The organism is Bradyrhizobium sp. USDA 376, from assembly GCF_054063675.1.
Window position 1 is genome coordinate 1,046,691 of sequence record NZ_JBSSGN010000001.1, and the last position, 14,189, is coordinate 1,060,879.

The 14,189-nt window shown below is 64.8% G+C and carries 15 protein-coding genes; 13 read left to right on the forward strand and 2 right to left on the reverse strand.

Going from position 1 to position 14,189, the window contains the following annotated elements; translation table 11 throughout:
* Positions 1–360: 360 nt before the first annotated feature.
* The 13 genes from rpmH to dapE all read left to right on the forward strand — a co-directional run bounded on the left by rpmH (position 361) and on the right by dapE (position 12,732).
* Positions 361–495, forward strand: a complete 135-nt coding sequence (gene rpmH / locus ACVJ19_RS04795; RefSeq protein ID WP_008542748.1) for a 50S ribosomal protein L34 — start codon at positions 361–363, stop codon at positions 493–495.
* Between the two features lie 27 nt (positions 496–522).
* Positions 523–930: a ribonuclease P protein component gene (rnpA, locus tag ACVJ19_RS04800; RefSeq protein WP_453948223.1), complete on the forward strand. Its 408-nt coding sequence runs from the start codon at positions 523–525 to the stop codon at positions 928–930.
* Positions 931–946: 16 nt separating this feature from the next.
* On the forward strand, positions 947–2,797 hold the full coding sequence (gene yidC, locus ACVJ19_RS04805) for a membrane protein insertase YidC (RefSeq protein WP_456739355.1): 1,851 nt from the start codon (positions 947–949) through the stop codon (positions 2,795–2,797).
* A gap of 111 nt (positions 2,798–2,908) precedes the next feature.
* Complete coding sequence (yihA, locus tag ACVJ19_RS04810) at positions 2,909–3,562, forward strand: ribosome biogenesis GTP-binding protein YihA/YsxC (RefSeq protein WP_453948224.1); 654 nt, start codon at positions 2,909–2,911, stop codon at positions 3,560–3,562.
* A complete protein-coding gene (locus ACVJ19_RS04815) occupies positions 3,562–3,930 on the forward strand; it encodes a DUF423 domain-containing protein (protein ID WP_453948225.1) in 369 nt (122 codons plus the stop codon). The genes yihA and ACVJ19_RS04815 overlap by 1 nt, the downstream gene beginning before the upstream one ends.
* A 219-nt stretch (positions 3,931–4,149) precedes the next feature.
* Entirely contained in the window at positions 4,150–5,037 is an 888-nt protein-coding gene (gene argB, locus ACVJ19_RS04820; protein WP_211413000.1) for an acetylglutamate kinase, read from the forward strand.
* A 209-nt stretch (positions 5,038–5,246) separates the two neighbouring features.
* On the forward strand, positions 5,247–6,233 hold the full coding sequence (locus ACVJ19_RS04825) for a DUF1036 domain-containing protein (protein WP_453955075.1): 987 nt from the start codon (positions 5,247–5,249) through the stop codon (positions 6,231–6,233).
* A 114-nt stretch (positions 6,234–6,347) separates the two neighbouring features.
* Positions 6,348–7,451, forward strand: coding sequence for an IS4 family transposase (locus tag ACVJ19_RS04830; RefSeq protein ID WP_453947895.1), 1,104 nt, complete (start codon positions 6,348–6,350; stop codon positions 7,449–7,451).
* Between the two features lie 340 nt (positions 7,452–7,791).
* On the forward strand, positions 7,792–8,832 hold the full coding sequence (locus tag ACVJ19_RS04835; protein ID WP_453948226.1) for an IS110 family RNA-guided transposase: 1,041 nt from the start codon (positions 7,792–7,794) through the stop codon (positions 8,830–8,832).
* 345 nt (positions 8,833–9,177) lie between these two features.
* On the forward strand, positions 9,178–9,870 hold the full coding sequence (locus ACVJ19_RS04840) for a pyrimidine 5'-nucleotidase (protein ID WP_453948227.1): 693 nt from the start codon (positions 9,178–9,180) through the stop codon (positions 9,868–9,870).
* 243 nt (positions 9,871–10,113) lie between these two features.
* Complete coding sequence (gene dapD / locus ACVJ19_RS04845; protein WP_453948228.1) at positions 10,114–10,959, forward strand: 2,3,4,5-tetrahydropyridine-2,6-dicarboxylate N-succinyltransferase; 846 nt, start codon at positions 10,114–10,116, stop codon at positions 10,957–10,959.
* Positions 10,960–11,291: 332 nt separating this feature from the next.
* Positions 11,292–11,651 carry a hypothetical protein gene (locus ACVJ19_RS04850; protein WP_453948229.1) on the forward strand — a complete coding sequence of 120 codons (360 nt, stop codon included), beginning with the start codon at positions 11,292–11,294 and terminating at the stop codon, positions 11,649–11,651.
* Positions 11,566–12,732, forward strand: a complete 1,167-nt coding sequence (dapE, locus tag ACVJ19_RS04855) for a succinyl-diaminopimelate desuccinylase (protein WP_453948231.1) — start codon at positions 11,566–11,568, stop codon at positions 12,730–12,732. Before ACVJ19_RS04850 ends, dapE begins: the two co-directional genes overlap by 86 nt.
* Positions 12,733–12,790: 58 nt before the next feature.
* Here dapE and ACVJ19_RS04860 read toward each other — a convergent pair whose 3' ends face one another.
* Both ACVJ19_RS04860 and ACVJ19_RS04865 read right to left on the reverse strand, forming a co-directional pair.
* Complete coding sequence (locus ACVJ19_RS04860) at positions 12,791–13,444, reverse strand: hypothetical protein (RefSeq protein ID WP_453948232.1); 654 nt, start codon at positions 13,442–13,444, stop codon at positions 12,791–12,793.
* Between the two features lie 119 nt (positions 13,445–13,563).
* Complete coding sequence (locus ACVJ19_RS04865; protein WP_100177964.1) at positions 13,564–14,151, reverse strand: GNAT family N-acetyltransferase; 588 nt, start codon at positions 14,149–14,151, stop codon at positions 13,564–13,566.
* Between the last annotated feature and the right edge of the window lie 38 nt (positions 14,152–14,189).

Below are 14,189 nucleotides of genomic sequence, written 5' to 3' on the forward strand. Positions count from 1 at the left end.
TTCGCCCTCGCTGACTTGCCCGGTGAACGATCTGGCGGATGAAGGATGCGGCCCGCCCCCGGCCCGGTCAAATTACGGATCGCTAATATGCCGAGGTGGGATGTAGGTGCTGATCGGGCGAGTCGCTACCTCACGGGTTAAAAACCCCGCACAAACAGCGATATTCACCGGAATCGTGCGCTTGTGCGGCGTTGACGAAAACAAGGCGCTCCCTTATAAGCCGCGCGAATTGTCCGCGATGACCCGGTGTGACGCCGGGAGCGGCTCTCTTGGGGCCGAAAAGGGCCCGTTTTGGGCCGCATCTTCCGGACTTTACCATCAATTCTACAGGCAAATTGCCCGGTCAGCGGAGAAAAACCCGTGAAGCGGACTTATCAACCCAGCAAACTGGTGCGCAAGCGCCGTCACGGCTTCCGTGCCCGCCTCGCCACTGCCGGCGGCCGCAAGGTTCTCGCCGCCCGCCGCGCCCGCGGCCGTAAGCGTCTGAGCGCCTGAGCCGGACCCCCTTTTTGGGATTTCATCATGGATCGGCTGAGGCAGCGGGCGGATTTCCTCGCCGTTGCCAATGGCGCGCGGGCGAATAGTCCCGCGTTTGTCCTGCAAAGCCGCCGCCGCGACGATCTTGGCCCGATCCGGATCGGTTTCACCGTCACCAAAAAGAACGGTAACGCCCCCGAGCGCAATCGCATCCGGCGCCGGCTTCGCGAAATGGTGAAGCGGCTCGATCCGGTGTCGATGCAGCCCCACCATGACTATGTACTGGTCGGCCGGAGGGACGCGCTCTCGCGCGACTTCGCCACCATGCTCGACGATCTGCGCATAGCCTTCTCGAAGCCCGCGCGGCATATCGCCAGGGGATCCGACAAGGGATCTGCGAAGGGGCGCGGCGAAAAGCCGGGCGCTGCCCCTGCCAGCCGCAAACCGGATTGATGACGAGACATTAGAGATGACCGACAATCGCAATACCATCCTCGCCGTCATTCTGTCGGGCCTCGTCCTGATCGCCTGGCAATATTTCTACAACGTGCCGCAGATGGAGAAGCAGCGCGCCCAGCAGCAGGCGCAGGCCGAGCTCCAGAAGACCACGCCGCAGCCGACCGCGTCCGCAACGCCGGGCAGCGCGCCGCAAGCCGGCGGCGCTGCGCAGCCGTCGACGCCGGGCGCGAGCCAGCAGGCCCAGCCGGTCGTTGCCCGCGACGCCGCGATCGCGGCCAGCCCGCGCGTCAAGATCGACACCCCGCGGATCGCCGGCAGCATCTCGCTGAAGGGCGGCCGCATCGACGACATCGCGCTGGTGCAATTCCGCGAAACGGTCGACCCGAAGTCGCCGCCGATCATCCTCTATTCGCCTTCGGGCACGGCGGAGCCCTATTACGCCGAGTTCGGCTGGGTGGCGGCGACGGGCGTGACGGCGAAGATGCCGGATGCCCAGACCGTCTGGCAGCAGGAGGGCAGCGGCAGCCTGACGCCGACGAGCCCGGTGGTGCTGAAATGGGACAATGGCGATGGCCTCACCTTCCGCCGCACCATCTCGGTCGACGACCACTATCTCTTCACCATCAAGGACGAGGTGAGCAACGTCGGCAACGCGCCGGTCACGCTCTATCCGTTCGCGCTGATCTCGCGCCACGGCGCCCCGCAGGTCTCGGGCTATTACATCCTGCATGAAGGCCTGATCGGCTATCTCGGCGACCAGGGCCTGCAGGAATACGCCTACAAGAAGATCGACGAAACCAAGAAGGTGGACTTCAAGGTCACCAATGGCTGGCTCGGCATCACCGACAAGTACTGGGCCTCGGCGCTGCTGCCCGATACCAATGCGCAGCTGCAAGCGCGCTTCTCGTCGAACCCGTCCGGCAACCTGCACACCTACCAGACCGACTATCTGCTCGACCCCGTCACCGTCGCGATCGGCGGCACCGCGACCGCGAATGCGCGGCTGTTCGCCGGCGCCAAGGAAGCCGGCGTGGTCGGCGTGTTCCCGTTCGCCGGCCTCGGCGGCTACAACAAGGAGCTCGGCCTCAACCATTTCGATCTGATGATCGACTGGGGCTGGTTCTACTTCATCACCAAGCCGATGTTCCTCGGCCTCGACTTCTTCTATCGCTTCTTCGGCAACTTCGGCATCTCGATCCTGCTCGTGACCGTGATCGTGAAGCTCCTGTTCTTCCCGCTGGCGAACAAGTCCTACGCCTCGATGGCGAAGATGAAGTCGATCCAGCCGCAGCTTCAGGCGCTCAAGGAGCGCTATCCCGACGACAAGGTGAAGCAGCAGCAGGAGATGATGGAGATCTACCGCAAGGAGAAGATCAACCCGGTCGCCGGCTGTCTTCCCGTGGTGATCCAGATCCCGGTGTTCTTCTCGCTCTACAAGGTGCTGTTCGTCACCATCGAGATGCGGCACGCGAAGTTCTACGGCTGGATCCATGACCTCTCGGCGCCGGATCCGACCAATCTGTTCAACCTGTTCGGGCTGATCCCGTTCGATCCGACGACGATTCCCGTGTTCGGCCATTACCTCGCGCTCGGCATCTGGCCGATCATCATGGGCATCACGATGTGGTTCCAGATGAAGCTGAACCCGACGCCGCCGGATCCGACGCAGCAGCTCATCTTCAACTGGATGCCGCTGATCTTCACCTTCATGCTGGCAGGCTTCCCGGCGGGTCTCGTGATCTACTGGGCCTGGAACAACCTGCTCTCGGTGGTCCAGCAGAGCTACATCATGCGCCGCAACGGCGTGAAGGTGGAGCTGTTCGACAATCTCAAGGCGACGTTCGCGAAGAAGGCGACGTAAGTCTTAATCCGTCATTCCGGGGCGATGCGAAGCATCGAACCCGGAATCTCGAGATTCCGGGTCTGGTCCTTCGGACCATCCCGGAATGACGGTGCAAGCAAAGAGCTTCGCATGACCGACGACAAAGATGCGAAGCTGATCGAGGCCGGGCGAAAGCTGTTCGCACGCGACTGGCAGTTCATCTGGGCCTCGCCCTCGATCCAGACGCTGCCGCCGATGGAAGGGCTCGAGATCGCCTTTGCCGGCCGCTCCAATGTCGGCAAGTCCAGCCTGATCAACGCGCTCACGGGACGCAACGCGCTGGCGCGCACCTCGCACACGCCGGGCCGCACCCAGGAGCTGATCTTCTTCGAGGTCCCCGGGAAGAAGGACCTGCGCCTCGTTGACATGCCCGGCTATGGCTATGCCAAGGCGCCGAAGAGCCAGGTGGCGTCCTGGACCGAGCTGATCCACACATTCCTGCTCGGCCGCGCCAGCCTCGCGCGCGTCTACGTGCTGATCGACGCGCGGCATGGCCTCAAGGACGTCGATCTCGAGATCCTGAAGACGCTCGATCGCTCCGCCGTCAGCTACCAGATCGTGCTGACCAAGGCCGACCAGGTGAAGGCCTCCGAACTGCAATCGCGCATCGCCGAGACCGAGGCGGCGCTGGCCAAGCATCCGGCCGCATTCCCGAACGTGCTCGCGACCTCCTCACGCAGCGCGACCGGCATGGCCGAGCTGCGTGCCGCGATGGCGAAGCTGCTGGAAGAGCGGAGCTCGTGATGATGGCACACCGCCTGCTGATTGGGCTTGCCGGCCTGATGGGCGCCGCCGGCGTCGCGCTGGCTGCGGCCTCCGCCCATGGCGCGGACGCTGGCCGGCTTGCCTCCGCAAGCGCCATGCTGCTGTTTCATGCAACCGCCATACTCGCGGTGATCGGACTGCTCGCGCGCGGCCTTCTGCACGGCGGAATTGAGATCATCGCGGCATGCGGCTTCGTGATCGGCGCCGCGCTGTTCGCGGGCGACCTCACCTTGCGGCAATATGCCGGGCAATCGCTGTTTCCCATGGCGGCACCGACCGGCGGGACGGTGATGATTGCGAGCTGGCTGGCGGTGACGCTGGCCGCGGTGGTGGCGGCGAAAAAGTAGCGCTCGTGTCCCGGACGCGGCGCGGCATGAAATGACGCGACGCAGAGCCGGGACCCAGTTGACGCCACAAATCCTGGAGGTGTGGGCCCCGGCTCAGCCGCACCGCTGAAGAAGCGCTGCGCTGCGTCCGGGGCACGAGAGCGGCCCGGATGACACTTTGCGCTGCCCCCGCCAATCGGATAGAACGCGCACCGACAGTCCCGCCAGCGAGACCTTGACATGACCGACATCTCCCCGCTCGACCAGGCCCGCATCCTGTCCGAAGCGCTGCCGCACATGCAGCAGTATGACGAGGAAACCATCGTCATCAAATATGGCGGCCATGCCATGGGCGACGAGGAGACCGCGAAGAATTTTGCCCGCGACATCGTGCTGCTCGAGCAGACCGCGATCAATCCGGTGGTCGTGCACGGCGGCGGGCCGCAGATCGCGACCATGCTCAAGCGCCTCGGCATCGTCTCGGAATTCGCAGCTGGCCTGCGCATCACCGACGCTGCGACCATCGAGATCGTCGAGATGGTGCTGGCCGGCTCGGTCAACAAGCAGATCGTCGGCTACATCAACGAGGCCGGCGGCAAGGCCGTGGGCTTGTCCGGCAAGGACGGCAACATGGTGAAGGCGTCGAAGACGACGCGCACCATCGTCGATCCGGACTCGCACATCGAGAAGGCGGTCGATCTCGGCTTCGTCGGCGACCCCGAGAAGGTCGACCTCACCCTGCTCAACCAGCTGATCGGCTACGAGCTGATCCCGGTGCTGGCGCCGCTCGCGACCTCCAAGGAAGGCCAGACGCTGAACATCAACGCCGACACCTTTGCCGGTGCGGTGGCGGGCGCGCTGAAGGCCAAGCGCCTGCTGCTGCTCACCGACGTGCCGGGCGTGCTCGACAAGTCGAAGAAGCTGATCCCGCAATTGTCGGTGAAAGACGCGCGAAAACTGATCGCCGACGGCACCATCTCCGGCGGCATGATCCCGAAGGTCGAGACCTGTATCTACGCGCTCGAGCAGGGCGTCGAGGGCGTCGTCATCATCGACGGCAAGATGCAGCACGCGGTGCTGCTCGAGCTCTTCACCAACCAGGGCACGGGAACGCTGATCCACAAGTGAGAGACGACCGGACAAGGAACGGCGTCATGCCTGGACCGATCCGGGGCATCCATGCCTCTCGCCTTGGACAGTCATTCCGGGGCGCCCGTAGGGCGAACTACGGTGCGCAATTGCGCACCGGAGAATCTCGAGATTCCGGGTTCGATGCTTCGCATCGCCCCGGAATGACGGGGGTGAAACACCGCCGCTCGGCCCTCACCCGCTTCCTGATGACACTGCCGGCCGCCGCCATCTCGTTCTTCTTCTCCTCGGCGCCGGCCTTCGCCGATCTCAAGATCTGCAACCGCATGTCCTATGTCGTCGAGGCCGCGATCGGCATCGACGACAAGGCGGCCACCGCGACGCGCGGCTGGTTCAGGATCGATCCCGCCACCTGCCGCGTGGTGGTGCAGGGCACGCTGGCCGCCGACCGCATCCTGCTCAACGCCCGCGCGCTCGGCATCTATGGGGCCTCCCCGATCCCGCAGAACGGCCGCGACATGCTGTGCGTGGCGCAGGACAATTTCGTCATCGCGGCCGCACGACAATGCCGCAGCGGCCAGACGCAGGTCCCCTTTACGCAGGTGACGCCGACGCAGGGCGACGACGGCAATCTGGTCACGTATCTTGCCGAGGATTCCGAATATGACGACGAGCAGGCGCGGCTCGCCGGCATCCAGCGGCTGCTGGTGATCATCGGCTACGACGTCGGCGCCATCGACGGCGTCGACGGACCGAAGACGCAAGCAGCCCTTGCCGCGTTCCTGAAGAGCCGCGGACTGTCCTCCGACGCGGCGTCGTCGCAAAATTTCTTCAAGACCATGGTCGATGCGACGCAGACGCCCTCGGCAAACGGCCTGACCTGGTGCAACGACACGCCGCACAAGGTGATGGCGGCGATCGCCACCGACGACGGCAAGTCCGTGACCAGCCGCGGCTGGTACCGCATCGACCCCGGCAAGTGCCTGCACCCCGACGTGACCGGCCAGCCGAAGCAGATCTTCAGCTTCGCCGAGGCGATCGATGCCGACAACCGCGTGATCAAGCAGAAGGACAAGCCGCTGAACTGGGGCGGCGAGAAGCAGCTCTGCACGCGCGAGACCAAGTTCGAGACTAACGAGCACACCGATTGCACCGCGCGCGGATTTGCGGCGGCGGGCTTTGGCGCTGTGGACATGTCGAGCGGCGGCAAGACGCTGCGATTTGCGGTGCCGTGAGTTTTGATGATTTGACCCGAATGCGCGCCACAAACTCCGCCGTCGTCCCGGCGAAGGCCCATGGGCGCTAAAATAGGATTTGCGCATTGGATTGGCTTGTGATTCCAAATTGGGATGGCACACGAATCGCTTGTGAACGAGGACTGGGCGCGTGTTGTCGCCCGGCTTGGCGGCGCCGAAGCGCTCAACGTTAGCGCGCGCGAGACGAAGGCGTTTGTCCGCCCGCGGGAAATCAGCAATGCGGTGGATTTGCTGCGCTTGATCCTGGCGTATTGCCTTGGCGAGCGAGGTCTGCGGTTGACGGCGGCATGGGCCACGTCGGTGGGCCTTGTCGATATCTCCAACGTGGCTCTGTTGTATCGGTTGCGTCAGTGCGGAGATTGGCTGGCGAAGTTGATAGGCCAAGCACTGGCGAGCGGTGCGCCGAAGGCGAGCCACGGCCGCCTGATCCGCATTGTTGACGCCACGACGGTCCCGAAGGCTGGGACGAGCGGCAGGAACAAGAACGCGGTGTGGCGCATACACAGCGCGTTCGATCTTCCGCAGGAGCGCTTTGGTCACTTCGAGCTGACCGATCAGCGAGCGGGCGAGACGCTGGACCGGATACCGGTGATTGCCGGCGAAATCCGTCTTGGCGACCGCGCTTATCTGCAACCGGAGCGCATGGCACGTCTCGTCGATGCCGGCGCGGACTTCGTGATCCGGTCCGGCTGGAAGAGCGCGCGTTGGGTTGATGCCAAAGGTGGTCTGGTCGATCTGACGGCCGAACTGCGCAAGGCTTCGGCATGTGGCCTGATCGATCGACCGATCTGGATAAAACGCAAGTCTGGCGCACCGCTGCTCGCTCTGCGTCTGGTTGCCGTCAAGAAGCCGGCGCAAGCGGCCGCGGTCGCACGACGCAAGGCGCGCCGAACGGCCCAAAAGGGAGGCCACCAGCTCTCCAGGCAAACACTTGACGCTGCAGATTGGGTGATCCTGGTGACCTCGCTCGCACCGGAGGACTTCTCAACGAGCGATGTCCTTGCCCTCTATCGGCTGCGATGGCGCATTGAACTCGGCTTCAAGCGGCTCAAGAGTTTGATTGGCCTGAAGGGCCCTCCCGGAACTGACGAGCGGTCCGCCAGGCCCCACATCCTCGCTCATCTGCTGATCATTCTCCTGCTCGAGCCACTCGTCGACGAACTCGAGGACTCTCCCCGCTTGGCCGAGGCCGCCTGACCCGTCCAGGGACCTGGCGTCTGCTCCGCCAACTCGTCGCCTCGCTCCGACAAGCAATCATGCCCCAACCCGCGATTGCTTGCCTGCGCAGACTTCGCTCCACGCTCGGACGGCATCTACACGAACCACCAAGACGAAAACGTCGCTATCAAGCAATGCAACTATTTTAGCGCCCATGGGCGAAGGCCGGGACCCATAGCCACAGGATTGAATGAGGGGGCGAGATGGCAGCTGTCGGTCTTCGCCAAACTCCTCCCTGTGGTTGATGGGGTGGACGGCCCCCTACGGCATCAGTGTGCCAGAATGAGGTTGTTGCAAATCTCAGACAAGGGAGCCGTCCGTGAGCGAGATTATCCGAATTGGGATCGATACGTCGAAGCATATTTTTCAACTGCATGGGGTGGACGCGGCGGAGCGGCCAGTGCTGCGCAAGCGGCTGACGCGCAAGCAGATGCTGGAGTTTTTTGCCAAGCTGCCGGCGACGCAGGTGGGGATGGAGGCCTGCGGGGCGGCGCATTACTGGGCGCGGGAGCTGGGCAAGCTGGGCCACGAAGTGAAGTTGATGGCGCCACAGCACGTGAAGCCCTATGTCAAGCGCAACAAGAACGACGGGCGCGACGCTGAGGCCCTGTGCGAGGCGATGAGCCGGCCGACGATGCGGTTCGTGCTGGTGAAGAGTGCCGAGCAGCAGGCCGCGTTGATGCTGACGGGCTTGCGCGAGCAGATGATCGCCCGGCGCACCCAGCTTAGCAACATGATCCGCGGCTATGCGGCTGAGTTCGGGATCACGGCGGCCAAGGGGCTCAGCCAGGTCGAGCCGCTGTTGGCGCAGATCGCGCAAGACGAAAGCGTGCCGGAACTGGCGCGCGATCTGTTGGCGCAGCAGGGCCGCCAGTACGCGCAGTTACAGGAGGAACTGAAGACAATCGAAGCCAGGCTGAAGGCCTGGCACCGTGCCAACCCGGACAGCCGGCGCCTTGCAGAGATTCAAGGGATCGGGCCGATCGGTGCGCCTGAGCTGATCATGAAGACGCCGGATCCGCACGCGTTCAGCTCCGCAAGGCATTATGCGGCCTGGATTGGGCTGACTCCGAAAGACCATTCCACTGCCGGCAAAACCCGTCTCGGCAAGATCACCCGTGCTGGAGACGAGCGGCTGCGCAGCGTCCTGGTGGCGGGAGCGACCGCCGTGATCAAGCAGGCCATGTGCGGCCGCGGTCATCCGTCACCTTGGCTGTTGGCCCTGCTCAAGCGCAAGCCGCCCAAGCTCGCAGCCGTGGCGCTCGCCAACAAGAATGCCCGCATCGCCTGGAAGCTGATGGTGACGGGGGAGAGATACGACGGCGCTCGGATGCGGGCTGCATCCGCGGCTGCCGCCTAAGACAGATCAGCCGATCGGGTTCGCCCGACCGGCCGAGCCGGAGCTGCAAGAGGAGTAGATGGTAGGATCGATCGATCCGAGGTGCGAGACATCCCGTGGGACCCATCGGCCGAACCCAGGTCGCGTGGTTGATTGGAGCTCGCGTCGCGGAAACCATCTTGGCCAGCGGTTCAAATCAACCGCACCAACAGGCCGGACATATGGATGCAAGCGATCCGATCAGACCGCCAAGCCTCTTGTGCCACGGGGGCCGTCCACATATGGGTCCCGGATCTGCGCTTACGCTTGTCCGGGACGACGACGGAGGATTGGGCGACGATTGCGTTTGAAGGATAGAGAGCCGCAATGACCTCCCCCCGCACCTTCACCCATGTCGACACCTGGGTGTTCGACCTCGACAACACGCTGTATCCGCATCACGTCAATCTGTGGCAGCAGGTCGATGCGCGGATCGGGGAGTTCGTGTGCAACTGGCTGAACGTGACGCCCGCAGAGGCGCGCAATATCCAAAAGGACTATTACCGCCGCTTCGGCACCACCATGCGCGGCATGATGACCCTGCATGGCGTGCGCGCCGACGACTACCTCGCTTACGTCCACAAGATCGACCACTCGCCGCTGGAGCCGAACCCGCAGCTCGGTGCCGCCATCGCCAAGCTGCCGGGACGAAAACTGATCCTGACCAACGGCTCGGTCGACCATGTCGATGCGGTGCTGGCGCGGCTCGGCTTCGCCAGCCATTTCGACGGCGTGTTCGACATCATCGCTGCCGAGTTCGAGCCGAAGCCGGCGCCGCAGACCTACCGGAAATTCCTCGTGGACCATTCGGTCGATCCGACACGCGCCGCCATGTTCGAGGACCTCGCCCGCAACCTCACCGTTCCCCATGAGCTCGGCATGACCACCGTGCTTGTGGTGCCGGACGGGACGAAAGAGGTGGTGCGCGAGGATTGGGAGCTGGAGGGCCGGGACGCGGCCCATGTCGACCATGTCACGGACGATCTGGCGGGGTTTTTGGGCGGGCTGTCGCCACGATAGCTGCCGTCGTCCTGGCGAAAGCCAGGACCCATTACCCCAGGGAGAGGTTGTAGCGCGAACCAGGCAACCACGAGTCTTCGCCAAACTCCCGGTTGTGGTAATGGGTCCTGGATCAGCGCTCACTTCGTTCGCTTGTCCAGGACGACGGTGCAAAGGACGACGCCGGAGCCTTGACTCCGCCCCGCCAAATCCCGAAAAAGCGCCTAATCCCATCAAAATTCCCGATCTGAAGAGGAAATCCCGATGTCCCTGTCCGCCCTCGAATCCACCATCAACAGCGCCTTCGACGCGCGTGACGGCATCTCGACCTCGACCAAGGGCGAGGTGCGCGAGGCCGTGGACCAGGCGCTGGAGACCCTGGACAAGGGCGAGGCGCGCGTCGCCGAGCGCGGCACTGACGGCAAGTGGAAGGTCAATCAGTGGCTGAAGAAGGCCGTGCTGCTGTCGTTCCGCCTCAACGACATGGACGTCATTGGTGGCGGTCCCGGCAAGGCGAGTTGGTGGGACAAGGTGCCCTCGAAGTTCGAGGGCTGGGGCCCGAACCGCTTTCGCGATGCCGGTTTTCGCGCGGTGCCGGGCGCCGTCGTCCGCCGCTCGGCCTTCATCGCCAAGAACGTCGTGCTGATGCCGTCCTTCGTCAATCTCGGCGCCTATGTCGATGAGAGCACCATGGTCGACACCTGGGCCACGGTTGGTTCCTGCGCGCAGATCGGCAAGCGCGTGCACATCTCCGGCGGCGCCGGCATCGGCGGCGTGCTCGAGCCGCTGCAGGCCGAACCCGTCATCATCGAGGACGACTGCTTCATCGGCGCGCGCTCTGAGGTCGCCGAAGGCGTGATCGTGCGCAAGGGCGCGGTGCTGGCGATGGGCGTGTTCCTGGGCGCATCGACCAAGATCGTCGACCGCGAGACCGGCGAGGTCTTCATGGGCGAAGTGCCCGAATATTCCGTGGTGGTCCCCGGCGCGCTGCCCGGCAAGCCGATGAAGAACGGCCAGATCGGCCCGAGCACCGCCTGCGCCGTCATCGTCAAGCGCGTCGACGAGCGCACGCGCTCGAAGACCAGCATCAACGAACTGCTGCGGGATTAAGACTCTCTCCTCCCCCTCTCCCCGTTCTTACGGGGAGAGGGTTGGGGTGAGGGGCCTCTCTCCGCGGATGAGATTGCCGCGAGACCTGTACCCCCTCACCCGGATCGCAAGAGCGATCCGACCTCTCCCCGCAAGCGGGGAGAGGTGAAAGAGGCCCTCGCGGCGCCTATCGAACCCTCCCTCCTTCCATCGCGACCAATTTCCGGGCGCCCCCTCCCGCCCGGAACCTTTGGCATGGACTGGACCTGGTACCTCTTCCGCTTCGACGGCCGCATTGGCCGCGCCGGCTGCATGACCGCGACAAGTCCGCGTGGTGGCTCCTCGCGTACTTCGTGCTGCCGGGTCTCTTCAAGCAGTTCGCAGAGCGTCTTCCGGACACTTATTGGATGCTGCCGGTCGCGCTGGCCAGCATCGTCCTGTCCATCTCGGGTTTCCTCGAAACCGGCTTCCTGCGTGGCACCAAAGGGCCCAACCGGTTCGGTCCTGATCCGTTGGCCAAGACCGGGGACAGCCCCTCCCCTGCAAAAAATGGGACCAGCAAAGCGAGCTCGAATTGGTGTCGCCCAGCGCTAGCCCACCCGGCGGCATGCATGTTAAGCGGGGCGCATGACCGATGCTCTGTCGATTGCCCGCGATCTCATCCGTTGCCCCTCGGTAACCCCGGCCGATGCCGGCGCGCTGGGGGTGCTTGAAAAAGCCCTTGGCGCGGCCGGTTTCACCTGCCACCGCGTGACCTTCAGCGAGCCCGGTACCGCCGACGTCGACAATCTCTATGCGCGGATCGGCACCGAAGGCCCGCACATCACATTTGCCGGCCACACCGACGTGGTGCCGCCGGGCGACGAGAGCGCCTGGAGCGTCGGCGCGTTCTCCGGCGAGGTGAAGGACGGCGTCCTGCACGGCCGCGGCGCGGTCGACATGAAGGGCGGCATCGCCTGCTCGGTCGCCGCGGTGCTGGAGCATCTCGCGGCCAATGACGGCAAGCCGCGCAGCGACGGTGCTGGCTCGATCTCGTTCCTGATCACGGGCGACGAGGAAGACGTCTCCATCAACGGCACCATCAAGCTGCTGAAATGGGCAGCGGAGCGCGGCGAGAAATTCGACCATTGCGTGCTGGGCGAGCCCTCCAATGTCGAGACGCTCGGCGACACAATCAAGGTCGGCCGCCGCGGCTCGCAATCCGGCACGCTCGTCGTCGACGGCGTGCAGGGTCATGTCGCCTATCCGCACCGCGCGGCCAATCCGGTGCCCGACATTTCGCGGCTGATCGTGGCGATCTCCGACGAGCCGCTCGACCATGGCAGCGCGCAGTTCCAAGCGTCCAATCTCGAATTCACGTCAGTGGACGTCGGCAACAAGGCCTACAACGTCATCCCCGGCGAGGCCCGCGCAAAATTCAACATCCGCTACAACGACAACCACACCCAGGCATCCCTGCGCGAGCTGGTCGAGACGCGGCTCGCAAAAGCCTGCGGCAACCGCATCAAGGCCCGCATCGTCTGGGAGCCGTCGAACTCCAACGTGTTCGTGACCAAGCCCGGCCCCTTCACCGATCTCGCGGTGTCCGCGATCGAGGAGGTGACGGGACGCAAGCCCGAGCTGTCGACCTCGGGCGGCACGTCGGATGCGCGCTTCATCTCGGGCTATTGCCCGGTGATCGAATTCGGCCTGGTCGGCCAGACCATGCACCAGGTCGACGAGCGCGTGCCGGTCACGGATCTGGAGAAGCTGACGAAGGTGTATCGCGGAATACTGACGCGGTATTTCGCGTAGGACGCACGCGCCCTTACGCTCCGCCGCCTCGCGCTCCGTGGCGTAGCGTTTGCCGCGCCTACTTCTTCTTCCGCGCCTTCGGCTCGGGCGAGAGCGCCTGCGGGTCGAAGCCGACGTAGAAGATGTAGGAATCGGCGGTCGCAGCCGACGGCACCGGATAGGCCAGATCCTCGACGATGAAGGTGAAGGGCACGCTGCCGCCCTCCGACATCCCGACCGTGGTCCGGTAGGCCTTCGAGGCGATCACCTTCTCGCCGACGCCGCCCTGCACCACTGCGACGCGCAAGGGTACATCGACCGTAGCAGGCGCACCGGCAGGACCGGCGATGACACGGCCCTGGATGCCGATCCGGGCCGTGATATCACCTCCGTTGCGGATGCATTCGCGCGCCATCTTGGTGATCGTGGCCTGGAAGCGCACCTCATTGCCGGTGGCCGGCTTGCCGCCGGCGCCGACCGCGTAGGTGGAGGCTCCGGCACGCACCGTGACCTGCGGGCAATCGACATCGTCGTCAGCCGCCGGCTGGCCGGGCGCGGGCGCCGGCTTGGGTTCGGCCGGCTCGTCGGACTTGCCGCCGAACAGGCTCTTGAAGCGGTCGCTCAACGACTGGGCCGCCACCGGCGAGACGGAAGCGAGCGCGACCGATAACACCAGCGCGACCGCCGTCCCCCGCCGCGACACATTCCGCGAAGACCGAAGCTCCTTCACCATCAACGCCCGTACTCCATGACAATGTTCCGGCCGATCGGCCAGCCTTGCGGGTTATATCGCCAAAATCGGCGAACCCAAGGCAGCAAAAGAGGGGATTTGGGCCGCACGCGTCGGGCGGCTCAGCCGCGGAAATCCTCGTGCAGCAGGCCGAACAGCAGGTGGTCCTGCCAGACCCCGTTGATGCAGAGATAGCGGCGTGCGAGGCCCTCGCGGGAGAAGCCGCACTTCTCCAGCACCCGGATCGACGGCGCATTGGTGGGGATGCAGGCGGCCTCGACCCGGTGCAGATTGAGCTCGCCGAACAGCGTCGGCAGCAGCACCCGCAGCGCCGCCGTCATGTAGCCGCGATGGGCATGGGGCTGGCCGATCCAATAGCCGATGGTGCCGGCCTGCACGATGCCGCGCCGGACATTGGCGAGCGTGATACCGCCGACCATGGCGCCGTCGAGCTCACGGAAGATCAGGAAGGGGTAGGAGCGGTCCGCGGCGATGTCCTCGGAATAGCGGCGCAGGCGGCGGCGGAAGCCGGAGCGGGTCAGATCGTCCGAGGGCCAGATCGGCTCCCAGGGCGTGAGATAGTCGCGGCTGGTCTCGCGCAGGTGAGCCCATTGCAGGAAATCCGACATCTGCGGCGCGCGCAGCAACAGCCCGTTGCCGCGCGGAGCGAGGGCGGCGGGTCCACTGGATGGCAGGCGAAAGAGGGCCATGGTGATGCTTCCGGGGGCAATGGCGCCGTAGCGGGCCT